This window comes from Bacteroides muris (ex Fokt et al. 2023) (assembly GCF_024704895.1).
GTDB lineage: Bacteria > Bacteroidota > Bacteroidia > Bacteroidales > Bacteroidaceae > Bacteroides > Bacteroides muris.
In genome coordinates this window covers 15,193-41,391 of sequence record NZ_JAMZEE010000037.1, presented here as the reverse complement: position 1 = coordinate 41,391, position 26,199 = coordinate 15,193, and the positions used below count along the sequence as shown (strand labels likewise).

The following is a 26,199-nucleotide window of genomic DNA, read 5'->3' as shown; positions in this document are numbered from 1 at the left end:
ATAACTGTAAATTTCAAGTTTGCCACAAAGGTATATTTATATTAAATCAGCGTCAAGGCGGAAAATAGGACGTTTACTTTTCTTTTTGCCGAAGTTCCATTGCTGCCGAAGCATGGGCAGACGGCAAACTGCACTCTTTCAAGAAAATCATGTGCCTGTCAGCCGATAGGCGGAGCGGTAGCCGTCAGCAAGCATCCTTTCGATGTCGGATTCACGGTAGAGGATTTTACCGCCCAACTGGATATAGGCTATGCGCCCTTCGTTACGGTAATCTTGAAGTGTCTGGAGGCTTACCTTCAACCGTACCGACACCTCCTTGTTGGTGAAGATTCAGATGATTCCGATTTACGCCAAAATCACCAATCAAAAGGTGAATAATGATATGAAAATTCTATCTAGTCGTATTGAAAACCGCTATGAATTACTGAAATATGGTGTACTAGTATATTTTAGTAGAAATCAGTATCAAAGCAGTTATTATACCAAAGATAATAATGTAAAAAAAATAATCAGAAAAAAGCTAAGACTTCTTTAATGAAATCCCTTAATTCTGGAGAGCAACCTCGTGAATGTATCTTATTTAAGGCAGGAATTATCCACTTGTTTTTTTTCTTAGTTCCTAAGTCCATCCATCCCTCTAACTCACCAACAGGAACAACAAAAATCCCTTTTGCTTTCAAATCATTAATCAAAGCGATAGCCGTTGGTTGAATATCAGAAGACAAACCAATGATTCCTTTATCCTTAACATCCTTCCATGACGTGAATTCTTTTTCTATCCTTTTATATGCGCTTTTAGCTCCATTCAAAGTATGTTCTCCTCTTTCTAATTGTTCCAAAAATAATCTAATCTCATTTTTTACGTGTTCAAGAATCTCATTTTCACTGGTTTTATTAACAGACGCTGCTATTACTTTTCTTTTCTCTAGTAAATCTACATTTTCTAAATTATCTCCAAGTATTTCAAGTATATTTTTCAAATCAGTGTCACCATTGAAGATATCAATATCAACAATCAGGGCAACAGGTATTTTGGCTTCAACAAGTAATTTTGCAACATCTTTATGAGTTTGTTTGTTATGAGAATGTATAAAAAGAATTTCTTGATTAGACATGTGTTCGACAGATGCTACACTTTGATAAACAGCTCTATCTGCGTCAGCCTCGCACACAACCACCCCTTTATGGAAAATCCCCTCAATTATTCGCTGACTAGACAGTATCGGGCTTTTAGATAGATTATCAGTGGCATTTGGTGGAAGTAAATTATATTCTGTTATATTGTCATGCCTATTTAATCTAAAAATATCCACTTTTTTATCGCTCGACAAAACACCCGATAAGAAATTAGAATTATGAGTACATATTAGAAGTTGCCCTTGAAACAAATCAGAATTATCAATAATCCATTTGCCAAGAAAGCGTGCTTGTGCTGGATGAAGAAAAGCTTCTGGTTCATCAAGAAGAATAATACGATCTTTCGAAAATAATAGCCCTAATATTATTCCTACAAAACTTTTAAATCCATCTCCTTGAGTGTCTATTTTTTGCAAAAACTGTGTGATTTTACATGCTTGCTGAGGGTCTTCAGGAATTTTGGGCAGTTCTTTACCAACACGTAAACATAAAGAAATGAGTTCGCTATAATCCAGTTTTATATCCATATCGAAAGCTAATTTGAATGCTTTTATAAGCAATAATTCATTATTTTCATCTAAGAATAGCGACTGAATTAAATTTGATGGCATATCCAAGTTCGGATTAAATGAAGATGTTGATAAAACAAGATTTAGACGGGTAGATGAATCTAAATTAGCAACTCTATATTTCGTTATATTTCCTAGAATATAGTTATATGATTTATTTATTTGAAAATCAGACTCCAAACTTGGTATATGTAACTCCATTGAGTCTTTTGATAAAAGATCACTTTTTATTCCAAATACAGTCTTATATCCAATGTTATGTATACTATCTTTAATTTCTAGACCTGAATAGAAGTCTTCAATAGAAGATGGTGCATCAAATTCAAAAGAATCGATGATAACAGGCTTACTCTTTTGTCCATTCTCTAATCTTTCTCGAATATCACGTAACGTTTGCGATTTCCCCGTATTATTTGGACCAACAAAGATTGCAATCTTAGTTAGCGAAACATTCTTCCCTTGTTTTGTTGTAAATGATTTTAGTTTCATACAATATGCTCTTTCTTGCAAAGATAGTTGTTATAATTCACTTTCATATTTAAGTGAGCGTAGAAATTTTTAATTCTCGATACTGAATCTTCCCTTTCTGTCAGATTTGCAGTATTTTCCTCGTATCCCTTCTGTTTTGTAGGGAATGGTATTTGTAAGTTCATCCAATGTCGTTAGAAATGAGCTGATTTTCAGAGATTCGTCATTGAGTATATCCATGATTCATTAGTTGTTAGTTTCTCATAATAATCAACCATCATAGTAATAGTTGACATATCAAATCTTTGACAATAGGTCATTGAAGCTCACCTTCCATTGAGATATACAAAATATTATTGTATTTAGAACGCCCAAATAACCAAAACCAGTCAGAAATATCCAAGTATAAACCTTTAATTGCCAACATATTCCAATATTTAACACATTTCGGCTGCTTTTTGATGCTTCCCAAATTTCCACATATTTTTGAGACATATTTCTGACGTGGAGAATTTGCGGGGCTTATTTTTTGTCACATCGTGCATAGAGTTGACAAGGGTTTACAACCGTTTACGATGAGCGACAATTTCCGCTCCGATATGCAGCGACAGTCACACCGTGTGGAAATGCGACAACGGTTGACTGCTGTTTACATCCGTTCACCACTTCAGGAATATACAAAGTGAGAAGTGAACAAGTAAACGATAAAGCAGTATGAAAACAACCAAGAAATGCCAATTTTGCGGCAAACCGTTTGTAACCCGTAGCGGTATGCAACGGTATTGCAGCGAGGCTTGTCAGACGGAAGCCAAGCGAGCCAGGACAGCGCAGAAGAATAACCTCTTCAAAGTCTCCCTGCCACTCATGGAGATACAGCATCAGGAGTATCTCACCTTTTCCAAAGCAGCCACGCTCATGGGCTGTTCCCGACAGTACATCTATAAATTAGTAGCCACCGGCAAGCTGAAAGCCTCACGCATCAGCAACCGCATGGCGATTATCCGCAGAGCCGACATTGAGCGGATGCTGGAGGGCAATCCCTACCACCGCGTCCTGCCCGGCAGCACTTCCTCACCGAAGAAATCCGTTTCATCTTCCTTACCAGCCAAAAAAGAAAAGAGGGAAAAGGAAGCCGATGAAGTGCTGGACTTCTATTCCAGTGAAGAGGTGATGTCCCTTTATAAGGTCAGGCAGTCGTGGCTCTATACCACCGCCAAGCGCAACCGCATCCCCATCTGCCGCATTGCAGGAAAGAACTACTACAGCAAGAAGCATATTGACGAGTTCTTCGGTGTGGCGGTTGACACAAGCAATATCACCGACTGGCTCTTGATTGAAGAAGCGGAAGGACTGTTCGGCATGAAGCCGTGCGCACTCCGGGCATACGCCTACCGCCACAAGATACCGACCAAAAGAGAATACGGGCGCACCTACTACTCCAAATCCCATCTGGACGAACTCCGCAGGACAGACCTCGTGAACGATGAACGCTACTACACTGTGGAACAAGTCCGGCAGATTTACGGGCTTTCCTCCGCCAACATCTGCCATATCGTCAAGGTGAAGCACATCGAAAAGATAAAAGTAGGCGTGAAAAACCTGCTTTTACGCTCCGATGTGGAGCGTGTCATGGCTGAAAGGGAGAAACAACCGTGAGCAACCGACATTGCCGGAAAATTATTTCAAAATGATTGTCGTGGAGGTATTCACGGTTGTTTCACGTTGTTCCTTTGCCACCGTAAACACGGGAACACCCCCGAAAATGTACAACTTAAAACATCATCAATATGAGCAAATGCAAGACAGTTACCTTGCGCAAGCGCAAGATTAAGAACGGAACACAGTATTCGCTGTGTTTGGACTATTATCCCGGCTACCGTGACAACACCACCATGAAGGTGATTACACGTGAAGCTCTTGGGATTTACATCTTCGCCAAACCTGCCAACCAGCAGGAGCGTGATTTCAACGCACGCATGATGAAAAAAGCGGAGATACTGCGTAATAGGCGTTATGAAGCCATCTTCAACGAGAACAACGGCTTCTTTGACAAAGCCAAGATGAAAGGCGATTTCCTCGCCTACTTCAAGGGGTTGGCAGACAGGAAGAATATCAAGTGGCAGCACGTCTATAAACATTTCGAGCGGTTCGTGAACGGCAAATGCACCTTTGAGGAGGTGGACGTGGATTTGTGCCGCAAGTTCATGGAATATCTACTTAACGCCCCACAATCCATACACACCAGCCAAAAGCTGCATATCAATTCTGCGGCGGGCTACTGGTCGGCTTTCCGTGCGGTACTTCACACCGCCTACCGGGACAGGAAGATAAAGGAGAACCCAAACGGATTCTTAGACCGCATCGAGTGCATTCCCACCATGAGGGAACATCTGAGCCAAGAGGAACTGATACGGCTTGCCGAAACGCCTTGTGAGGAAGAGGTATTGAAAAGGGCGTTCCTTTTCGGTTGTCTGACCGGACTAAGAAAGAGCGACATCAGGCAGCTCACTTGGCAGCAGATACAGCCGTACACCAACGGCAAGATGTTCGTGACCACCCGTATGCAGAAGACCAAACAGATTGTACACAACCCCATCAGCGATGAAGCCTACGGACTGCTTGGGGAACGGTGCGAGGGGCTTATCTTTGACGACTTCAAGGACAAGATGCTGCAAGGACCGCTGAAACGGTGGCTCTTGACAGCGGGAATAACCAAGAAGATAACATTCCATTGCACAAGACACATCAATTCTTCTTACTCATTGAAAACAAGAAACTTACAAAGATTATCAGCTTGACAGGTAACGATATAGAAACCAGCGGGCTTCTATATTCTGCAATGTTCTGCACTAATCAAAAGAACGCTTTTCTCACTTACAAAAGTAGTGTTTTTATCCTTTATTACCAAAGTTATTCCTCTGAAAAATGGAGAAAAGTTCACGTTAAGTATAAAGTTAAGTATAAAGCATCTCTATGATATTCTCTGCCAATATTGAATTATAAATGCGTATGGCATTGTTTTCATCGGTGTTGTAACCAAGATAGTTTATACTGCCATACCATATCAAGGATTTGTCAATGATTGCAACGTCAATAACCAATGCGTCATTAACTCTGATACTTGCTCCTGTTCCTTTTAACTGTTTTTCCTTTTCCAAATCGTTTTTGATAAAAGTGACAACCTCCACACCCTGTGCCGATATGCCTTTTAATGTATCAAGCACAGATGAATGTTTGGCAAACCAAAGCTTTGTAGCGGAAATGACAATCGAGTGTTTTGCGTTGAACAAATCATTGAAAAACTCTCTTTGGAATGTATGTCCATTAAAAATCACGCTATGACTTTCGTTGAACAAGTCCATTGGTGCATTTGACTTGATCTGATAGCCGACAGACGCATATCCTTTCAATCTACGCTTGTACATGACATCACACATCGGTACGCGAATGTCAATGTAATCGTAAATCCGGACTTCTTTCTTACCCGGGTATTCCCGATGCAACCGTCCGGCATATTGCGCGATGAGACCTTTCCATGAGACAGGCAATGCCAAGAACAAAGTGTCCAACCGGGGATAGTCGAAACCCTCACCCACATATTTTCCGGTTGCCACTATAACAAGCGGTTCCGATAATGATATGTCTTGTAAGTATTCCATTTTCTGACGTTTCTCCTTTGCCGATTCGGAACCGACAAGAGTAATGACATGTTTACAGTGTGGTATTAACGCGCCTGCTAATGTTTCGACATGGGCGGTGAGGTTGGTCAGTACAACTGGTGAACGCCCTTCTTTCAGAGCCACGCATACATCCTCTATTATAAGTCCGTTCCTATTTTCATCATCAGCCATTTTCTGAACCATCCGGGCATAAGTGGACTTTTCATCCGTCAACTCTCTATAAGAAGTAAAGCGGGGAACAAGCAGGCGTGTGAATGTTTGGGATGCCATTTGAGCTTTTGCATCTGCCGAATAACGGATTGGGCCGCATTGCATGAAGATGATAGGCTGATGTCCGTCTTTTCGGATTGCGGTGGCTGTCAGTCCATAAACATAGCGGGCATTGGCATACTTCAATATCCGTTCAAAATTCACCGCTGACACATGATGACATTCATCCACTATCAACATGCCATAGTCCCGGACAAAATGTTTCACACCGTTGTCCTCTAAACAGGATTGCATCAAGGCTATATCTATTTTTCCATGCAGTGAATTTCCCTTGGAATCCAATGTGCCGAACGGTGAAAAGGCTTTTCTACGACCACGCTTCTTGGGAAGGTTATCTTCCGTAAAGTCTATTTGCAGGAATTCTTCCAAACGGGATTTCCATTGGTCCAACAAAGCTTTGGTATGCACAAGTATCAGCGTGTTTATTTTTCGTTCTGCTATCAAGCCGATGGCAGTGACCGTCTTACCAAATGCGGTAGTGGCATTCAATATTCCGTTGTTATGGGCAATCAAGTTGGCTATGGCCGCTTTCTGTTCTTCACGGAGTTTCCCTTTGAATTCTACGGTTATATTTTCTCCATAATTGGTCTTGTCTTCCACACGGTAGGCGACTTGGTTACCTTCCAAAAGGGCAACGACCGCATCTTCACATCCACGGGGCAAGGCAATATAATCGTCTCCCATATCGGCACATGAAATGATGCGGGGAATGTTGTAAGTGGACAGCCGCATACCTTGTCTGGCATAAAATTCCGGATTCTTGAACGATGCAATTCGTTTCAGATGGTTAATAACCTTTGCCGAAAATCCCTGCAAGGGAATGTACAACATATTGGAACGTATAAGAACGGGATTGGCAGGAAAATCATTATGAGAAATCTTTTGAGGTACAGGTGTTTCCCATGGTTTCGATTCGCTGGTGGTGGACAACTCTCCCAATTCCGAAGCTGTTTCATGTTTGGCCAATATAGCGTCAACCGCCATTTCGGATATCCGTTCTATTTCAAGCAAAAAATACCATTGGTTTTCGTAAACCATGAAATTTTCGTCCACAAACACGCTGTTCCCTTCCTTGCGGGCTTTGCCTTGCAATGGCAATGCTACCAAATTACCGAACCCACCTTCGGGCAACCTGTCTTGATTAGGGAAGAAACGGTCGTATGATTTGAAATTCATCCTTCCGTATCTTTCTGTAGCTTCCGTCAATATCATATTTCCGAGCCTTCGTGCCTTGGATGCAGGCAACGGCTGTTCGAAGAATATCCAAACATGTGCGCCGTTCCCGGAACGGGAGCGTTCAATGAAGCAAGGAACACCCCAATCCTTGCAGACACCCACATACGCTAACACATCTTTCTGGTATCCATATTCGCAGGACTTATCATCAAAATCTGCACACAAGAAGTTACAGGTATTGTCGGCAAAAATGGCATAGACACCGATTACATCCTGCCCGTCCGGGCTTTTCCCTTCAAGGTGTCGGTATATATCCTCGTATTCCAACGGTTTGAACGACCTGTTGGGGCATTCCGTACATTTAAATCTTTTCTTGTCGCATAATTGCCTGTCCCATTCGTTCCGACATACTGGTTGGTAGCCGAATTTCCCACTTGTCCGGCTGTACCATCTCCGCGCGAAGACATCTTCACGTCCCTTGAACAGATTGCGGAACACATCTACTTTTTCTTCCAAAGACAAATGTTGCTTCATGGCAGGCAATGTCGAAGACGCACCGTTGCTGCTTAGCAAAGACTGTAGTCTGTCTATCTCCTTATGAAGAAGCTCATTTTCCATAAGAAGTTTGTTGTATGCCGCCAACAGTTCTTGGTATGTAGGCTTTCCTCCCATATCATTCAAAGCAACGGTGTCATATATAAAGGCAGGTACACAATGCCATCTTCTGTTTTCACATCCTTGTCGTGAAGCACGTAGGGCGTGGATAACTGGGAACTATACTTGGCGATACACTTTCTCAATGAATTCAGTGTGTAACGTTGCCCGGACTTCACCTCTATCGGTGAGATATTATGCCTGCTGGTCGTTACAGGTTTGGCTATCAGGAAGTCAATCTCCATGCGGTCGTCTGCCGATGTCCGGGAACTGTTACTGAAAAAATAAAGTTTGTGTCCTGCTGCACGAAGCATCTGCGCTACGATGTTCTCCACCAGCATCCCCTCGTTCACTTCCAGTTTGTCAAACATCAGTTTCCGGTACAGGTCGGCACTGACAATACCTCGCTCGTCAAAAGCATGGCTGATGAGCAGTCCGGTATCGCCCATGTAGCATTTCAGCGTGGTGCGTTCTTCATTCAGTTTCAGCCCGATACTCGGCTCTGTTGAGTTATAGCAACAGTTAATGATTTTGGCGTCACTCAACCAAAAGAAAGCCTGCGAATAGTCACGCATACGGGCTTCGCTCTGCAAGGCTGACAAGACAAACTTCTTTTCATGTTTCTGCAATTGGCCCGGTATTTCCTCAAAAATAGCGGCAACTTTGGTTTCCTGATTGTCGGCGTATTTGTGAATGTCATTGCGATAAAGAGCCAATATGTCACGCTTCACCTCATCCACCTTTTCAAAATCCCGCGTTTCCACATACTTGGCGACAGCCTGCGGCATACCCCCGACAATCAGGTATTGCCGGAAATAATCCATTGCCCGACGGTGGAAAGCCTCCATCGGAAGGCGTTTGTCAAACCGCATCCGGATATAAGGCATCAGCATCTCGTCTCCCATAGCCCACAGAAATTCCTCAAAGTCCATCGGAAACATTTCGATGGCATGTTCTTCAGAAGGCAGCATGATGTCCTTGACATTCTTCTTGATGGAAATCAACGAGCCTGTCTCTATGTAATCATAACGCCTGTCTGCCACCAAGTGTTTGATGGCTGCACGGGCACGTGGACAAAACTGCACTTCATCGAATATGACTAAGGAACGGGCTTCCTCGTCTTTCGTCTGACGTGGTGTGAGCTTCTGCCTAAAATAAAGCTCCAGATTCATGAAAAGCATGTCGAGGTCGTCCAAATAAAGATTGAAAAACTCCATCACCTGCGGATTAACCTTGCTGAAATCCACTAGAATGTAAGACGTGTATTCCTTACGCGCAAACTCTTCCACGATATAACTTTTTCCTATACGTCTGGCTCCTTCTATCAAAAGGGCGGTATCACCCTTATGGTCTTTCTTCCATTCCAACAGTTTATTGTATATTTTTCTTCTCATAATTCACGTATTCACTTTTATTGCTGCATTGATATTTCACATATTCAAGATTATTACGTTTGCAAAAGTACACTTTTTCTTGGATAAAAAAAGAACTTTAGGATGTTTTTATTTCAATCAGTCGTTTGACATTGGTATATCGCCACATTGATAGGCGAATACATTGTGCCACCGATTTACATCATCCAAACTTTACCCATCTAAATCCGCACCCCATTGCTGAAACCTTTATTTGATGTTTCGCTGTTGTAAACCAGTACGACAACACAACAATAAGCCAGTAAACCAGCACATCATTGAAACTATGTTGTTTCCTATCTGTATGGAATTGCTTTCTTGATTGGCCGTTTCCGTTCATCATCGTTTTCGCAAACCATTGGTTCTCTGTGTTTGTAAACAAGCGAAGATACATTTTTCTAAAATTGCATTTCCCTATTGGTGTCTAAGGCAGATTTGGCTGTAATTGGCACAGATTGGCATCGAATTGACGCTATTGTCTGCTTTTCGGGCGGATGAAAATCCGACTTTCATTCCCTGCATTCTCAAATATAGCTCAGACTTGCACATCAATTTTATTCTGGTTCTTCTTTTGGGCAGCTTAGGCATCGGGAAACGATGCTTTGGAAGCCGGAATAACAGCACAAATTCCAATCCGTTTGCTGGCGGATTGTTGCTTTCACGAGAAAGCAGCAAGGTGTCCTTCGGGTTACCCGAAGGCTTTTCGGTTACTGCCGAAAATGGCAGCAGCAAGGTATGTTTTGAGTTACTCAAAACGTTTCGGGTTACTCCGAAAACCTTGCCGCCGGGTTGCCCCTCCGAAGTCGGGCAACCTATTCAAACCTGCGGTGTTCCTATCCCATTCCTTGTACTTTATGCCGTACAATCTTATCTTGTTGTAAAGCGTGGTACGCCCGATGCCGAGCAATGCCGCCGCCAACGTGCGGTTGCCTTTTGCCTGTTCCAAGGCATGGATGATTTGTTTCTTCTCCATATCGTTTAGTGCCAATGAAGCATTGGTTGCCAATGGCATTTCGTCAAATTCTAATTTGTCCGCTATAACCGTACCACCTTCGGTATGCAGCACCGCCATGCGAACAACTCGTTTCAGTTCCCTCACGTTGCCACCCCCACGTATAGGCGAGCATCTGTTTCCTTGCTTCCGCGTCAAAGCATTTCACTTGCTTTTCAAATTCCTCGTTGGCAAGTTGCCGGAAGAAGTCCGCCAATGGAATTATGTCCTCGCGGCACTCTCGCAATGGCGGTATTTGTATGGTATATTCCTTCAACCGTTGGTAGAGGTCTGCCCGGAAACGCTTTTCGGCAATGGCTGTCTGCAAGTCCTCGTTGGTGGCGGCAATGATGCGCACGTCGGCTTTCTTGTCCTTGTTGCCGCCCGTGGGTCTGTACCGCTTGGCTTCCAACGCGCGGAGCAGCATCTGTTGTACTTCCAATGGCAGGTTGCCTATCTCGTCGAGGAACAACGTGCCGCCATCCGCATCTTCCCAAACGCCCTGTCTCTTGCTGTCGGCTTCCATGAACGCCCCTTTCTCGTGCCCTAACAGCTCGGATGCGGCAAGCTCCTTTGACAGCAGGCCGCAGTCAACTGGCACAACAGGCTTTCCCGTCCGTTTGCTCCTTGCGTGTATCTTTTCGGCGATGTGTTCCTTGCCCGTGCCGCTCTCGCCCAGTATCAGGACGCTCATGTTCGTGGGGGCAACTAGCCTTATCTTGTCGTATATCTTTCTGAACGCTTCGCTGGTACGTTCAAGAATGGGCGCGTCTTGCTGTTCCGCCCTTTTTTGCAGGCTGCGAAGCAGGGGCGGCAGGTTCATTTCCAACAGGTTCTTTGGAATGAAGTCCTCCGCTCCCAGTTTCAACGAGCGGACGGCGATGGGAATGTCGCCATGTTCGGTCATGACAATGTAGGGATTGTTCCTGACTTGTTTCCGCAGTTCTGCCAGCAGGGCGATACCATCACCGTCGGGCAGGCGCATATCGGCAAGCACGATGTCATCCTCCTGCATCTTGGCAAACAGCTTCCGTGCGTCATTGCAGTTGAAAGTGCTGACACTTTGGAAGTCTTTGCTTGCCAACAGACGGCATACATAGTCGGCAAATACGGGATTGTCCTCTACCACGATTATCCGTCCCATCGTTCCGCCTCCTTCCTTGCCAAATCTACAATCAGTTTGCCTTGTGCCAATACAGCACCGACGGCTGCATTCAATTCTTCATCCGATACGCTCTCCTTATGGATGGCATCATACAGTACTTTCAGCGGCTGTTCCGCCTTTATCAGCATCCATGAGCTTCTTAGATGGTGTACCCAGTTATCCAACGCTTCCATGTTCTTGGCTTCCGCTGCCTTGCGCACTTCCTCCATGACTGCTTATGTCGTAGTCGCCAGCTTTTCCAATGCACGCCGCTTGTTGCCGAAGGCAAGCAGGAGCAAGAGGTCAATGTGACTTACGTGTTTTTGTCCGATGCTCTTGTTCTATACAGTAAAACAATTGCTACTATTCGTCCTCGTATCATTGCATATACCACTAAATTTTTTTATAATAATTGGCAGGAACTAAATCTAGTGGTTCTGCAAGTTTATCTGTACTATATAAGACATAGAGATGATGCATTGTACGTGTCATGGCAACATAGAGTGATTTTCGCTGTTCTTCTGTAATCGCACCTTCAAATTTTGGAATTATTACCACATCAAATTGCAATCCTTTTGCACTATGATATGTCAACACCTTTGGTAAAGTATTGGTAAAATGAAGATTGCCTTGTCCTCGTCTGTCATCTGCAGCAGTCTTACACTTGTATTCTATATTGAGACCACGTTTTGTCAATGCTTCACTCATTTTAAGTACTAACTCATTACTGTAGAGCAAGATCCCAACTGATTTTCCATCATATTGCTCTATAAGTTTTCCGATTGCCTCTATTTGGTCTTCATAAGAATTATAATGTATAAAATGAGGAAAATCATTTTCCTTATTCAAATATACTTTCTCTTGATATGGCATTACATTAACACCAACGTATTTTTGAGTTATTTGAGCAACATTTTTTGGCAGTCGATAGTTGTTGTATAACTTCAGTTCCTTAAGTCCAGTTAATTTTGAAATTGCCTCAATAGAGAGAGTCTTTTTACCAAAACGAGTATAGATGGACTGAGCTGAGTCACCGAAGAATAGGAAATGCTTTTTGGCAGCACTCATAAACTCCCGAATTTCTTTAAGCTCAAAGTCTTGAATTTCATCGACTATGATATAGTCGGCAGATGGCATTCCCAACCATTTCCACTGATAGTGATAATAGAATTTATATGATTGCGAGGTGTAGCCAACTCCCATAAAGCCAGTCAATGACTTTGTAAGGGCGATCAGAATAACCGAATAGCCCATACCTGCTATTTGAGCAGCCTTGTGCATCGCAATGACTGACTTGCCGCTACCGGCGCATCCTGACACCAACATTGAACTATTGATTGTATGGTCAATAAGATCAAGTTGGTCATCATCCAAAGATTCCTCTTCTACAGGCCAATTCGTATTGCATCCCTTTAATCTTTGTGACAGAGTTATAGGGGTTTCAATTGATTTTTCAGCATCATGTTCTATTTCGTCATCAACAACATTTGAGGCTTTTGGTACAGAGATGGTATCAAAAGTCGTGTCTGATTCTGACTCTGCTATTCTTTGTTTTAGTGCTTCTAACTCACTGAGGGTATTCTCAAGTTGCTCTGACAATTTATCAGTACGATTCTTCTCCGTTTTTGCAGAAGCATCTAATTTTTCAAGCTCAGCCTTTTGCTCTGCAATCTGCTTATTCTGTTGTTCTATCTGTTCTTGCTTTTGGTCTCTTTCTTGAATAGCCTTCTCATACTCGCATCTAACTTTCTCCATTTCTTCATGGTTAGAGTTGTTTGATAAAAAACCATTCAAATCCAAAAGAAAGTTTATGCTATCAGCTGACAATAGTCTATTTGTCTTTAAAAAATCAAAATAACCCTCAAAAAATGATGCGCAAAAGTTCGCCTGGCTCTCTAAAGACAAGCCTGAACTACCAGTATGACTTCCAAGTTCGCTCGCAACACTATATAGCTGCATCAATACATTACGATAGGATTCAATGCCTTTCTTGACTCTCTTTTTGTCATTGTCAAGAAAAGAGGCTTGTAGCTCCTTATGGCTATAGAAAAGTGCATTCTGTGCCACTATGGCCAAAGCACTCCCTGTAGGTCTACGGGAATTATTATCAATTTTGATTTTATATTCAACACCTCTGCCCCCAATGATTACTTGGTTACCTTCAAGGACATCATGTCCATCCTCGTTATCACCGACTGTATCCAAAATAATAAACTTACAGATAAGTTCAATGGATGGTCGTATGTGAACGAAGAAAGATTCATAATCTTTGTCATTAAAGAATACAACCGCAAGATTGTAGTCTTTCTGTAGCCTTTCTTTTATTTGATTCATAACTTATTGCTTTATTGTCCAATACCTGCTATCTGTACAATAAGTACATAACCTTTCCCACGAGCTTTTGATTGCCAATTTCGAGTAAAATCTGTACCACTTTTTTTATCTGCTTTTTCACTGTCTTCCAATCTCCAAACACTTATGTCGCTAACAAAAAAACCATTAATACATGCGAGATTATTTTTACTGGCCATCTTGGCTATTCTACTTCCACCCGACAAACGGCCAATATAGTGATTGTTATGATATAGATAGTATTTGCCGTCTTTAGAATAACGTACAATATTAACAGGATCGTCTATTTTAACTTCTTTTTCTATGTATTCTGCACATCCACCAGGTTGTTGCATGCCATCTGACGTTGTATACGACAAATAATACTTATCAAGACCAGGTTCTTTCTCAAAGATAAGAGCCTCAGACTGATTATCTGTGGTATAAATGTTACTCTGCTCCAAGGCACATTCTCGGTCTCCCTTATACACATGCAGATATTTCTTTGCACGAGTATAAGCAACGAACATCAGCCTTCGCTCTTCTTCTATATCTGCCGCATCATCAATTACTATGGCTTGACCCGGTTGATATACACGACGTAGTTTCAAAGGTAGCCCGATATATGATGGAGTTATAATAACCGCATCAAATTCAAGGCCTTTAACCTTGTGCATCGTTGTAAGAATGATAGTAAGTTTATCTTCTTTAAGTATACGCTCATTCTTGAACTTGTCATAAATCTTATACACCTGACCGCCATCATCATTTCCTGCTACATCCATAATATACAATGCAAGATCTCCATATGTATGGACATCTTCATCCGTTCTAATAGACTCAAGATAGTTTAGCACAAGAGTGTAGGCTATGTCGATGTAGAACTGGCTCCAGCAAGGATGATCAGTCATTAGCTTTTGGAGATAAATTTTCATACGTTCGCCTGTTTCTGATTCTAATTCTATTGCAGGATATTTTTGCAGCAAATCTATCAGGCTATAAATTTCCCTTTCACGCCAAAGTTCACAAACACTAGCACCTTGTATTCTGATTCTTACACCATCAGGCAGAGTGTTTCTTATCAAGGCATAACCTTGATATACTTCGTTGTTTGTCCTAAAGAAGACAGCAATGGTCTTGAAGATTTTATAGTCCTCACCATTTATCTTAGCCTTTTCATTATTTTGCAATACATTGGCAACAAATGAAGGCAGATCTTCATTCCATGATGAACCTGCCGAGCTAGCATCTGTGAATATTGTATATGGCTCTTGTGGCTCATGTTTCATGAGTTCTGCAGAAGATTTTGGAAGATTATGCTTACGCTCTTCTGGAATGAATATTGCAGCACAATCCAAAATCTTTTGGTATGATCTATAGTTCGTGAACATACCCAACTGAACAGGAGCCAACGCGTTATTCAGCCTATCATAATAGGGTTGAGGATTCAATACCTGTGCATACTGTTCAGGCGTTAAACTTATAGGTCGTCCACAATTGTCTTTAGGAACTCTATCAAAGCCATAGATACTTTGGTTTATATCACCAATAGTAAAGAATTTCGCATCTGGAAACAAATTATGGATAGCAAACAATGTTTCTAGACGTGGATTCGTAATATCTTGGAACTCATCAACCAACACATACTCAATTTGGGGGAATATAGCTTGAAACGCAGCAGCGTCATTCCTTACAAAATTAAGAAAATGTTGTTCCCACAACTCTGTTGGGAGATTGTCTAATTTTCCACCCATGCAGATTTTTGCAAGTGCATGAAATGTATGTACGTGCAACAGATGCCCGATACGACTCAATCCCAGTTTGGTAAACAAACTGTCCAGCCGATTCCTTAGTTCAACAACCACAGCACGATTGTATGCCAAGACAAGAATATGGCTCGGCACTACATGTTCTTTGTAGATAAGTTTGGCACAGCGCAGTGTAAGGACATGTGTCTTACCAGACCCCGGTCCGGCAAGTACATTCACATTTACGTTTCGAGGCTGATTGTATATGCTCAGCTGCTCTTGGTTGCCCTTTAGTCTATCTTCTTCCATCTTCAAAGCCTCTTCGGTAAGTTCGTTAAGGATGTTGGAATTTTCAGGTGCATAGTCGCCCACCAAGGCCAAATAATCTTCATAGTTTCTGCACATAAAATATTTACGAATATATTCGCTTTGCTTTTCACTTGGAAGCATAGAGAATATATTCATTGCAGTGAGTCTGACCTTCTTTACTTTCTCAAGTGTATCAAATTCTCTTCGATAATCGTGCATGGGTGACTTTTCGTCAATACCTTCATCGATAGGAGATTCTGTGAACTCTGTGGCTTGAACCTCTATACCTGTATTCATCAATGGAGTGTGCTCTATATATGAGAGTATTTCAAGAACTGAAAGCAGTTTGTCGAAATATCCGAACTTATCACCATCATCATGAAAGTTCATTTCCAGCAACTTCTCTGCCCAACAGAATGCTCCGGTATTTTCTGTGATGAAGCGAAGCCATTCCAAACAATCAGTTTCCATATTATCGACAAAATCCTTCCAACGCTCATCCTTCACCATAATATGATACAGCACATCCTCTTCCGTCTTTATTATACGAAAGGTCACACCTGGTACATATCGCAGGATGTTAAACATTCCCACGGCAACTCTTTTCTGTATATCGTTCTTAAAGGTATCGGCCTTGGTCACGCAGCCTTTGGGAGGATTGCTGTGTTCATCCTTCCATGGCATATATATTATAGTCTCTTCTTTCTTTCTGCGTTTTTTAGTCTCTGTTTTCAAGAGTCCATCATAATTGACCTCATCCATTAGATGACGTTGAATGTATTCACGCTCATTCATATCAAGTTCTCGCTCCACACCTATCTTGCAATCAGACAACAGTTTCCGTATTCCATCCATTGCGATATGAAGTGCGAAAATATTCTGGTTATGCTTGACCATATATCTCGTCTCTCCATAACGGCGCGCCTTAAGTTCACAACGCATCTGTTCGTTTAGTGTCAGGAGATTACACTTCATACAATCCAGAATGGCATTCATGATTTTGACAAACGAAAGCTTATACGGCTTAAAGCTCCTACGCATCTCAGAAATGGGAAAAGTGAAATTCTCTTCCAACTTCTCAGCATGTAGCTTCAGATAATCGAACACCAGCTTAGCTGCCTCGTGAGAAGGCGTTTGTTGATACCGTCTGCCATACCCGACAGATGTTCCAAATAGATTAATTGAATTCTGACTCTGAGTAGGAAATTCTCTATTTGATATAGTCATGTCAAAATATGCTAAGTCGAGGTACTTCAACTTAACATATCCAATATGCTCCAGCCAATGGAACGCAAGACGTGATGCCGTTGTATCTAGAAATTTGCCGTTTTCTTCATTCTTAATCCAGATGTTATATGGCACAACTATTGGATTGAGTTTTACTTGCTCAATTGTTTTGAATCTACGAATGAACGCCAAAATTTTATCCTTGCAATCAGTTAAATCTGACCAACTCATCTGACTACGAACCAATAGATCTTTCAAATGTCTGAAATCATCAGGAGAGGTTATACACAAAGCCGGAATCTGACTACGGTCAGGAAAAGCAGCTTCATACATACCTTTATCACGACCAGCACGACCTACCTCCTGAAGATAATCTTCCAGGACTGCTGGTGGGTTGTAATGCACTACATAATGGACATTGGGAATATCCATACCCATACCAAAGGCTTTTGTCGCACAAAGTATGTTTATGCGCTCGTCTTCTGGCACATGATCTTCTTCTGCGTTTTTAAACTGGCGATAGATATCGCTTCTTTGGGTTGAATCTAGGCCTGCGTGAAAAAAGCTGATATGCTCAGCACAAGAAGCCAATAAAGAACCTTCAGGCGCAGCCTTACATAGTTCATTCAGTGCTTCTGCCGTATCTTCACACTCGTTATGAGTACGACAGAATACAAGCATGCAACTCTTTGAAAAATCGATTTTGTTGTCTTCGATGTAGTCCTTAATGGCATTTACACGTGCCGTAAGGTCATGTCCTTGATCTTTCTTGTTCTTTCCCTTTGTTACGGAAAAAGAAATGCTAATATGCTTTCTTATAGGATTATACTCTTCAGATTTCTGCCCCAGTCGTACAATGTCAGGGAAATACGACTTGAAGTCTTGTTCGACTTGGGTGGTCACAGTGGCAGAGAACATGGCAACCATTATATCAAATTCATTCTTGCTATTTTTCATGTCAACACACCACTGAACCGCATTCCTGTAATCAGGACGGAAATCCTGTCCCCATTGAGAAATACAGTGCGCCTCGTCGAAAACTACATATTCGAGACCCCTATCCATTTGAAGTCTCTGATAAAGAACATCCATGAACGAACGCACACGGAATCTTTCAGGAGTGATATACAGCAAAGCTATCTCACCTGATTGAATTCTGCGGTAAATTTGTTGCGTTTCAGCTTGCATACGGTCACCACTAAGGTAATCTACGTTGCAGACAAACCCTTTCGCATGCAGTTCCTCGACCTGATCTTGTATGAGAGCTCGCAAAGGACTCACTACAAGTGTCAATCTGTTTGAAGTCATGGCACGAGCAAGCGCAGGACCTTGGAACAAAATGGATTTGCCACCTCCTGTAGGAATAGAAATTATGCAATCTCCCTTCTTTTCAAGCATATGCTTAACGATAGGTTCCTGACCTTCTCTCCAATCTTCATATCCCCAACTGTCAAGTATTACTTTCTTGAGATACGCAGAGTCAAGCTGCTCTTCAATACCACGTGTGTCCTTGAAGAACAATCCTGCCTTTTCTAAAGATTCACGATAAACTTCTTCATTGTTCCATAGAGTGAATACGGAAGCCCTGGCGTGACAAGTTTTTGCCAGACCAGAATAATCCTCAAAGTATGGGTCTATGATATAAAAGTTGGTGTCCTTATGGTTGGCCATCACCAATGCGCAGTAATGCTCAAAGATAGGCCATGCTGCCAGTATGCACTGTCTAGCCGTTGTTCGTTTGAACTTTTCATCTTCATCACTTTCTGCACCATCCTCATAGTCTCCTTCGAATGGAAGTTTGTCCCACATGATAAGATAACGGTCAATATCCATATTGTCCCATACGTAACAGAACGCCTTGTCAGAGCGATAATTACCAATTCCTGCCAAGAACTGTTCTTTTGTAATAACTACCAAACCATTGCTGCGGGTACCAATATACTCTAGTTTACGGAAGCCACTACCTGTGGCAGGTACATAGTATCCACAACTACGGGCATATTCCTCTACACTACCAAGTTCTTTATCGTCATTGATTATATAGATCAGTGGCTGCAATGGATTCTGTTCATGTATCTTCGCCAGTAAAGTCATTTGGTAATTCCAATATGCTTTTCTGTTTGTTGAGGCAGGACTTACCCTGAAAGATGGAGCATCTAACGACGTAGTGCCCTGACTTTTTACCATATATAGCTTCGAATCGGCAACATCTTGTCCCTTTAGTTTCCAAGGCACCAACTCGGGCATCACAGGGGCGAAATGAGTTAAGAACGCATTCCTATATTTCTGATATTGAAAATTCTGATAGATGGCGAAATTACCATTAGATTGTCTTTCTGCCCATACGTTTGCTGTTAATTCTGATTGAACAATACCAAGTTTTGTCTTATCTGCATCTGTCAATAATGCAATGTTACTCGAAGCCATTGACATAGGAAGCTTACATTCCTTGTCAATAAGTTCTCTGAAACTCCATTCTTTCGCCTCCTTGCATTTATGGACGCGGTCTTGAAGCTCCGCACCTATGGTAAAAATACGAGCATACTTGTTATCATATATTTTTTTGTCTGAGAACGAATCGATATCAATGCAATCTATGTTACTCTTCGGCTTAGTAAGATACTCTGCCAAACTATCTTCGGTGAATGTAATCTTACTTGATCCCTCGTTTTCCACACGAAGATACTGAGCCAAGTTGCAGAAGAGTGGCGTAGCACATATGTCACAGAAACGTGTTAGCACGCAGTTCCACAACTTATTGTTTAACGGATGTTCATCTAGGACTTCTCTGTTGATTTCCTTGTAGTCTTCGGTTGCGTCAGAAGGATATTGCACAGGTATATATTGCGCTATTCTTGGCCACAGACTTTTTGGAGCAATCAGAAGCACACGCTCCGCATCAGAGTTACTTACTGTGCCCAGCTTGGCAATCTCTTTGAGTTTTTTCTCCACCTCTGAGTCAAGAGAACGCAATTCCTGAAAGAATTGTTTGGATGTTTTAGCAGTCTTCTTAAAGTATTCAGCATATATATCCTGCTGAAGAGTGGCAAGAATATTGTTAATCTGCGCTGGTAAGAAATCTCTCAAGCTATCACAAAGTGATTTGTCTTTTGACAGGCGATATAGTTGGTTCCAAAACAGTTCATTGGTGAGTTCTGTATCTTCCGCTGCATTGTGCTTGGTGTGTAGAGAATAGGCATATCGGCATGGGTTAAGAAGGATCTCAATTTCCAGCGTATCCCATACAAACTGGTTGGTTGTGATTCCTTTCTTCGCCAGAATAGGTAAATCCCATTCCTTGATATTATGTCCTACTACGATATCCTGCCGATTTAAAGCACGACCTAACGAACGGAGCTGATCCTCCGATTCATAACTGCGCATGTTATCCTCCTTAAGAAAGGCGAACTCTTTGATTGTTTCGCCATCCGTTTCAAGGTCAAATACAACGTAGGGTACCTCAGCCTTTTCCGTATTCCACCATTCCTTCACAAATTGCTTGTAGAGCTTTGTTTCAACAAACTCTTCTATAACTAGATTCCTAGCGTAATCGTCAGGAAGAACTTTAAGCAGTTGATATTGTTCCGTCTCTTCGGCTGTTTTAATTGCGTTTACAACTAGCTTGGCATCCAATTTCTCCAGGAAGTTCTCGTTTTCAAAATTGGCTACCGCAACATAATTCTTGACAAAGTCAAGCATTTGAGCGGGCTTAAGTGTATTGCACCAAATTGCAACCGCATCCCAAGATGAGATACGGTTCAGTAAATTTATGTCTACGATATCAAGGAAGCAAAGAACCTTATATTCATCCTTGAGATTTTCTGCCTTTGCAAGATATTCAGCAAATTTTTTGCCATATACACTACGAAGAAATAATATGAAATCATTGCTGCTGAATCCTAAGGTGTCCGATGAATACAGAACTGACAATCCCTCCAACTTTATAGTGCCAAGAAAGGTTCTTAACTCCGTCCTATGTCCATCCAGACTCTTGGCTATAAGAGTCCTGACAACATCATAGTAGCCCGACAAGTCATAACCGGAAGTCCATAGTTGTTGTACATCGGACAAATCCAAGTTGCTATTTGTCATTCGTGCATTGAGTATTCTTTCTTTAAGTGTTGAAGGAAGGTTCTTCTCATCAAATACCTTACGTAGCAATAATAAGAGACTGTCGTTGATTAGTGGCAGATGTTCTTCCAAATATAACTTCTGAAAGCCTTCCAACTTGATGGCATCCAGAAATTTGCAGCCTTTACCTGAATCTGATTCTGCCCACAAGTTCAGAGCATATCTTAATTCGTTAAAATAGTCTGCTAAATCATATCCTGCATTCCACAGCTTGACTATAACATCTGTATCATACGAATCTTCTTCAAATACAGATGATATCATTTTGTTACGCAGACTTACAGTACCTTCAGTTTCACTCAACTCAATGCCACTTGTAACTATGTTTAACAGACAGTTTCGTGTGTCTTTATCAGAAACCAGTTCGTCAATTATTGCGTCACGTTGGTCTGCATTGCTGAGTTCTATATAGTCAGTTAGTGTATTGACTATAATTTGATTAACTCCGTCTTTCGCAAGGATGCTAACAACCTTATTTATAACATTTATGTTGTATGAATCGTGCTTTTGGTCAAAGCCCTCAATTCTAGCAAATTTACCGCGGTACTCAAAGGCTTTTAAAAGAGTATGCGAGTCGGGTGAAATTCGCTTGACATCAGTTGCACTCCAGCCTCTACGGCCCGATTTTGGAGTAAAAATGACCCATTCGTTATCTCTTGGATAAGAATCAGATTTCCATTCACTCCCCGTCAGATAGAAGCCAATAATCCTATTAGGTTCAGTTTCATTACAACTAACACCGTAGTTGTTTGCCAGTATAAAACCAAAATCTTTCTTTGTGTCAAAGAACTTGACGAAGCCAATAATAGGCTCATATGCGTTTGGAGCTGTTTTCTTTTTTACAGTTATCGTACTTGTTGGCTGAGATGTAACTTCTTGAACTATTACACTCATACGATGGGTTGACATGTTGATATCCGTAACCACACATGAAACTTTACAACCCTCAGTCAGTTTGAACTCTTTGGTCAGTTTATAGTCTGCACTTATGCCGAAGCCTACATCTATATATGCAAGTTTTTTATTAGTATTTACTACGGTACCTTCAACTACCATGCCTACAGGAAACTTGTCTGCATTCTCCACCAACGGATCCGTCAAAAGTTGTTTTCTGCTTAATTGGATTTTATTGCTCTTGAATTCAAGGATTACAACATCTAACTCATCGCCCTCTTTTATCAGTCTTGTTGCATCATTATGAAATCCCCAAGCCAGTTCATCCAATTTGATAAAGCCTATATGTCCATCAAACTGAACGTATACACCATAGTTCAATACCTTAGACGCTATGGCTTTAAACATCTTACCTTTATTGGCTTCTGCATAATTCTGGTCTAGGAACTTCTCAAAAGTAAAGGCATTACTCTCTTCGTATGGTGAAGCAGAAGAGTTGACCGAACTCTTTGAAGGTTCCAGCCGACTAAGGTCAGAATCGTCAATCACATGCTCGGGGGCTTTCGGGAAGAAAAGACCCTTGCGTGATGCATAGATAAGAATGTCATCAATTGAGGCATTCTTTAGGTTTGCGTATTGTTGAAGAGTTATCGTAGCCATAAATATTCTATCGGTACTCTATTTTATTTTCTTCTGTCAGTTGTGTACTTTCTTCGTTGTATTTTATTTCTATGAGGTCTTGAACTTCAACTTTAAGGATTCGTGAAATCTCCACTAATTGAGCCAAGGAGGGTTGGAGTTTGTTGGATCTCCATCGCGATACGGTGATTTCCGACATACCCATTTGTTCTGCTAGCCATTTATTAGTAAGCATCTTGTCTGCCATGACAACACGCAATCTATTCAGACATCCTGTTTTTCCCATATTGATTTAATTGATGTATTACGACACAAAATTACTGTTTTTTGCCCACAAAATTATCATGTTCCGATAATAATTTAAATTAAATAAGCAACTTTTGTTATTCGTAGTATAACAATACGGGAACAATGCCAGATTGTGGACACCGTTCCTCTCAAGGGCAATGCTATTACGGAAACAAACTACACGCTGTCTACGGAATATGCGGCGTAATCCATTCCTTCGACATGACTGCGGCAAGCGTAGGCTGAACCAAAAGAATTGGAGGTCTCCTTCATGGGCTTACAAACACCTCAGGAACGCATTGAAACCGTCTTCTCTCAGATCAATGACAATCTCATGATGATTCACAACTATGCCAAACAATCCCGCGGGTTCTTTACTCGCATGGCAGGTAAAATTGCGGCTATGACTTTCATACAATATGTAAATTTTGCCAGACAACATCCAATCGAGAAAATAAAATATGCGCTAATTCAATTCAACCAACGGGTTTATTTTCTTTCATCCTATAATTCCTTCTAATTTATTGTTCCTATTTTATTGTATTATCTTCTTTGTGTTTTTTCTGAGTGCAAGTTTCCTTCCACGGATTTGCAGCTATTTCTGAGGGGCATTTTCGGAAGTGTAGCGGACGGTTTTGGGACACCAAAACATAAACTTGCTCCCCTCAAAATTTCGTTGGATAGGTTTGGAGTAACTCAGAAAACGCCACTCCCTGCCACAAGCTGCCACGATTGTGCCAACCCATCGTTTGATGCGCAATGCCCATTTACTTTGCGTCCAAAACCGAGTATCAACAGTAAAAAAACAGTATCGACAATGGAAGTATTGATTTTTCAGAAAGAAGCGTTTGAGGAAATGGCGGCAAAGTTCAGCCGTTTCTCAGACCGTGTGAACGAACTCCTTGCCAAGCAAGGCGGCAAGTCATTAAACCGCTGGATGGACAACCAAGAGGTCTGCCAACAGTTGAACATCAGTCCGCGCACTTTGCAGACGCTGCGTGACAACGGCACGCTGGCTTATTCGCAGATAAACCACAAGGTGTTTTACCGACCGGAGGATGTATTGCGCATCGTCAAGCCTGTGGAGAACAAACCTAAATCTGCAATGGCATGAGTGAAATGATTACCAAGAACCATGCGCTTGTCGCCGAGTTCGGCGACAGCCTTGACCGTCTGCTGGACGGTATCGAGAACTTTATGGCAAACAGCCGTCCGACATTGGGCGGTGAACGCTTCCTGACGGACAAGGAGGTGTCGGCACGGCTGAAAGTGAGCCGACGCACCTTGCAGGACTACCGCAACAACGGCATAATCGCCTATTACCAGTTGGGCGGCAAGATTCTATACAAGGAATCGGACATCGAACGGATGCTTGCCGCCAATTATAGGGAAGCGTTCAGACGGCATCCATAATTTGAACAAAGGGAATACGACCAGACAGCATCAGGTCGTATTCCTTACCTTGTCTGGTCGTATATCCTTCGTATCAACAACTTGGGGCTTTTCGTATATATGCCGCTGGCGAAAAGAACAAATATAACGGTTCTTTCCGATTGGCGGCATATAGTTTCCCCATGATGAACCGCCGGAAAGCCACGCTCTCCCTACTTCTCAACTTGAAGGAAACGGCTATCACCATTTCAAGACTGTAAACATCGTAGTTTATCCCGTTGTCCTGTTTGATGTACCGCTTCGTTTCGCTTTCCAACAATTCCATGTTTTTGTAGATAAAGTGTATAGCCTTGCGGATGTCGCAGCCGAACACGTTGAACGCATCGGACATTTCCTGCTGCGTCATCCAAACGGGAGCGGTCGGCATGGCAACCGCCCCGTTTTCTGTGATTGTGATTATTCCCCGTTCCATTGTCATGCCTCATATTATTTATTATCAATGTTTGTTTCTTTTGGCAGTTCTTGTCTTTTGTACCATTTGCCCGTTCCGTACATCATTCTGATCGCCATCAGGTTGTCCATGTCCTTTGAAATCTTCTTGTCAGTAACCTCCGCGTACCGCTGGGTAGTCCTTATACCTGAGTGACCCATCATCTTGGCAATGCTCTCGATGGGTATGCCCTCCGAAATCAAGAAAGTTCCAAACGAGTGTCTGCTTTGATGGTAGGACAAGTTTTCTTTCCGTCCTATCGCCACGCCCAGCTCGTGTATCTCGAACCACATCTCGTCACGGCTCGGAAGCGGAAAGACGGGCTTCGTATCATCCGTCGTGTTGTAGAGGTCGAGTATCTGCTCCGCTATCGGATGCAGGGGGATGAACGCCTCCACGTTGGTCTTCTTGCGGTTGATGCGGATGTAACGCCTGCCGTCCGCCGTCACACCGATATGGTGCGGATGGAGCAGCATGATGTCCACATACGCCAACCCCGTGAAGCTTGAAAACAAAAATGCCCTGCGCCCAAGTTCCTGCAACGGGTCGAGCATGGGCGTTTCAAGGATGGCTTTCAGTTCCGCACGGCTGATATGCCTGTGCTTCGGCGCGGGCTTCTTCTCGTATTCCATGTCCTCCAACGGGTTGGCGCGGAGTATCTCGTAGTCCACGGCGAGGTACACCAGCTTGCTCAGCCAGCACAGGCACTTGTTGATTTGCTGTGCGCTGAAATTCTTGTTGCGCTTCATGAAAGCCTTGTAGGAACTGCCGAACTCCTCCGTAATGTCGCTGAACTCGATGTCCTCCTTGCCCAACGATGTGAGATAGTCTTTCAGGTATTTCTGGTAATATCCCGAATGGCGGTAGGTGGACGTGGAGTTTATTTCCTTTGAACGGGCAAGCAGCCGTTCACGCTCCCTTTCGCCCATCTGCAGCAGCTTGGTGGGGATGACGGCTTTCCTTGCCAACGTGTTCTTCAGTATCTCTGCGCTCACCACGTTCTGTTTCTTTAACGAATCCTCATAAGCAAGTTCAACGGACTTCTTGAACTCCTGCAAGCGGTTGTTCTCGCGGACGGTGCGGATGGTTCCCTTGCTGCTGTTCCAGTCCTCCGGTCTGCAATAGATGCCCGTCGCCATCGTGGAACTCTTGCCGTCTATGGTGATGCGGCAGAGGACGGCGGTCGTGCCGTCAGCTTTCACCTTGTTACGGTTGATGTACGGTAATATGGAAAATGTACTGCGCATAG

13 protein-coding genes and 3 pseudogenes are annotated in these 26,199 nt (G+C 42.5%); 5 read left to right on the top strand and 11 right to left on the bottom strand.

Annotated elements, in window-relative coordinates; translation table 11 throughout:
- Positions 1-147: 147 nt before the first annotated feature.
- Together M1B78_RS13805 and M1B78_RS13800 are read right to left on the bottom strand one after the other, a co-directional pair.
- Positions 148-327, bottom strand: a pseudogene (locus M1B78_RS13805) (helix-turn-helix domain-containing protein); the annotation flags it as partial.
- A 182-nt stretch (positions 328-509) separates the two neighbouring features.
- The gene (locus tag M1B78_RS13800) at positions 510-2,195 is read right to left on the bottom strand and encodes an ATP-dependent nuclease (RefSeq protein ID WP_257940971.1); all 1,686 of its coding nucleotides are present in this window, start codon (positions 2,193-2,195) and stop codon (positions 510-512) included.
- Positions 2,196-2,888: 693 nt separating this feature from the next.
- Between M1B78_RS13800 and M1B78_RS13795 the strand changes: the two genes are divergently transcribed.
- Together M1B78_RS13795 and M1B78_RS13790 are read left to right on the top strand one after the other, a co-directional pair.
- The gene (locus tag M1B78_RS13795) at positions 2,889-3,830 is read left to right on the top strand and encodes a helix-turn-helix domain-containing protein (RefSeq protein WP_257940970.1); all 942 of its coding nucleotides are present in this window, start codon (positions 2,889-2,891) and stop codon (positions 3,828-3,830) included.
- Between the two features lie 131 nt (positions 3,831-3,961).
- Complete coding sequence (locus M1B78_RS13790; protein WP_257940969.1) at positions 3,962-4,972, top strand: tyrosine-type recombinase/integrase; 1,011 nt, start codon at positions 3,962-3,964, stop codon at positions 4,970-4,972.
- A gap of 156 nt (positions 4,973-5,128) precedes the next feature.
- Here M1B78_RS13790 and M1B78_RS13785 read toward each other — a convergent pair whose 3' ends face one another.
- The 7 genes and pseudogenes from M1B78_RS13785 to M1B78_RS13755 all read right to left on the bottom strand — a co-directional run bounded on the left by M1B78_RS13785 (position 5,129) and on the right by M1B78_RS13755 (position 23,066).
- Positions 5,129-7,918 carry a TOTE conflict system archaeo-eukaryotic primase domain-containing protein gene (locus tag M1B78_RS13785; RefSeq protein WP_257940968.1) on the bottom strand — a complete coding sequence of 930 codons (2,790 nt, stop codon included), beginning with the start codon at positions 7,916-7,918 and terminating at the stop codon, positions 5,129-5,131.
- Positions 7,919-7,977: 59 nt separating this feature from the next.
- Entirely contained in the window at positions 7,978-9,348 is a 1,371-nt protein-coding gene (locus M1B78_RS13780) for an ATP-binding protein (RefSeq protein WP_121736957.1), read from the bottom strand.
- An 862-nt stretch (positions 9,349-10,210) separates the two neighbouring features.
- A pseudogene (locus M1B78_RS13775) lies at positions 10,211-11,501 on the bottom strand (sigma-54-dependent transcriptional regulator); the annotation flags it as partial.
- Complete coding sequence (locus tag M1B78_RS13770; protein ID WP_121736956.1) at positions 11,489-11,731, bottom strand: hypothetical protein; 243 nt, start codon at positions 11,729-11,731, stop codon at positions 11,489-11,491. The gene M1B78_RS13770 and the pseudogene M1B78_RS13775, both read right to left, overlap by 13 nt.
- Positions 11,732-11,894: 163 nt before the next feature.
- The gene (locus M1B78_RS13765) at positions 11,895-13,835 is read right to left on the bottom strand and encodes an ATP-binding domain-containing protein (protein ID WP_162222909.1); all 1,941 of its coding nucleotides are present in this window, start codon (positions 13,833-13,835) and stop codon (positions 11,895-11,897) included.
- 11 nt (positions 13,836-13,846) lie between these two features.
- Positions 13,847-22,801 (bottom strand): DEAD/DEAH box helicase, encoded by an 8,955-nt coding sequence (locus M1B78_RS13760; protein ID WP_257940967.1) that lies wholly within the window; start codon positions 22,799-22,801, stop codon positions 13,847-13,849.
- 7 nt (positions 22,802-22,808) lie between these two features.
- The gene (locus tag M1B78_RS13755) at positions 22,809-23,066 is read right to left on the bottom strand and encodes a helix-turn-helix domain-containing protein (RefSeq protein ID WP_162222907.1); all 258 of its coding nucleotides are present in this window, start codon (positions 23,064-23,066) and stop codon (positions 22,809-22,811) included.
- A gap of 110 nt (positions 23,067-23,176) precedes the next feature.
- Between M1B78_RS13755 and M1B78_RS18905 the strand changes: the two are divergent.
- From M1B78_RS18905 to M1B78_RS13745, 3 genes and pseudogenes are all read left to right on the top strand, one after another.
- A pseudogene (locus M1B78_RS18905) lies at positions 23,177-23,588 on the top strand (hypothetical protein); the annotation flags it as partial.
- Positions 23,589-23,885: 297 nt separating this feature from the next.
- The gene (locus tag M1B78_RS13750) at positions 23,886-24,182 is read left to right on the top strand and encodes a helix-turn-helix domain-containing protein (protein WP_008141916.1); all 297 of its coding nucleotides are present in this window, start codon (positions 23,886-23,888) and stop codon (positions 24,180-24,182) included.
- Positions 24,179-24,481 carry a helix-turn-helix domain-containing protein gene (locus M1B78_RS13745; protein ID WP_008141917.1) on the top strand — a complete coding sequence of 101 codons (303 nt, stop codon included), beginning with the start codon at positions 24,179-24,181 and terminating at the stop codon, positions 24,479-24,481. The genes M1B78_RS13750 and M1B78_RS13745 overlap by 4 nt, the downstream gene beginning before the upstream one ends.
- Positions 24,482-24,554: 73 nt before the next feature.
- On the opposite strand, the gene M1B78_RS13740 is transcribed toward M1B78_RS13745, so the two are convergent.
- Both M1B78_RS13740 and M1B78_RS13735 read right to left on the bottom strand, forming a co-directional pair.
- A complete protein-coding gene (locus M1B78_RS13740) occupies positions 24,555-24,938 on the bottom strand; it encodes a transporter (protein ID WP_180323249.1) in 384 nt (127 codons plus the stop codon).
- A gap of 8 nt (positions 24,939-24,946) precedes the next feature.
- On the bottom strand, positions 24,947-26,197 hold the full coding sequence (locus M1B78_RS13735) for a site-specific integrase (RefSeq protein WP_160217438.1): 1,251 nt from the start codon (positions 26,195-26,197) through the stop codon (positions 24,947-24,949).
- Positions 26,198-26,199 lie beyond the last annotated feature (2 nt).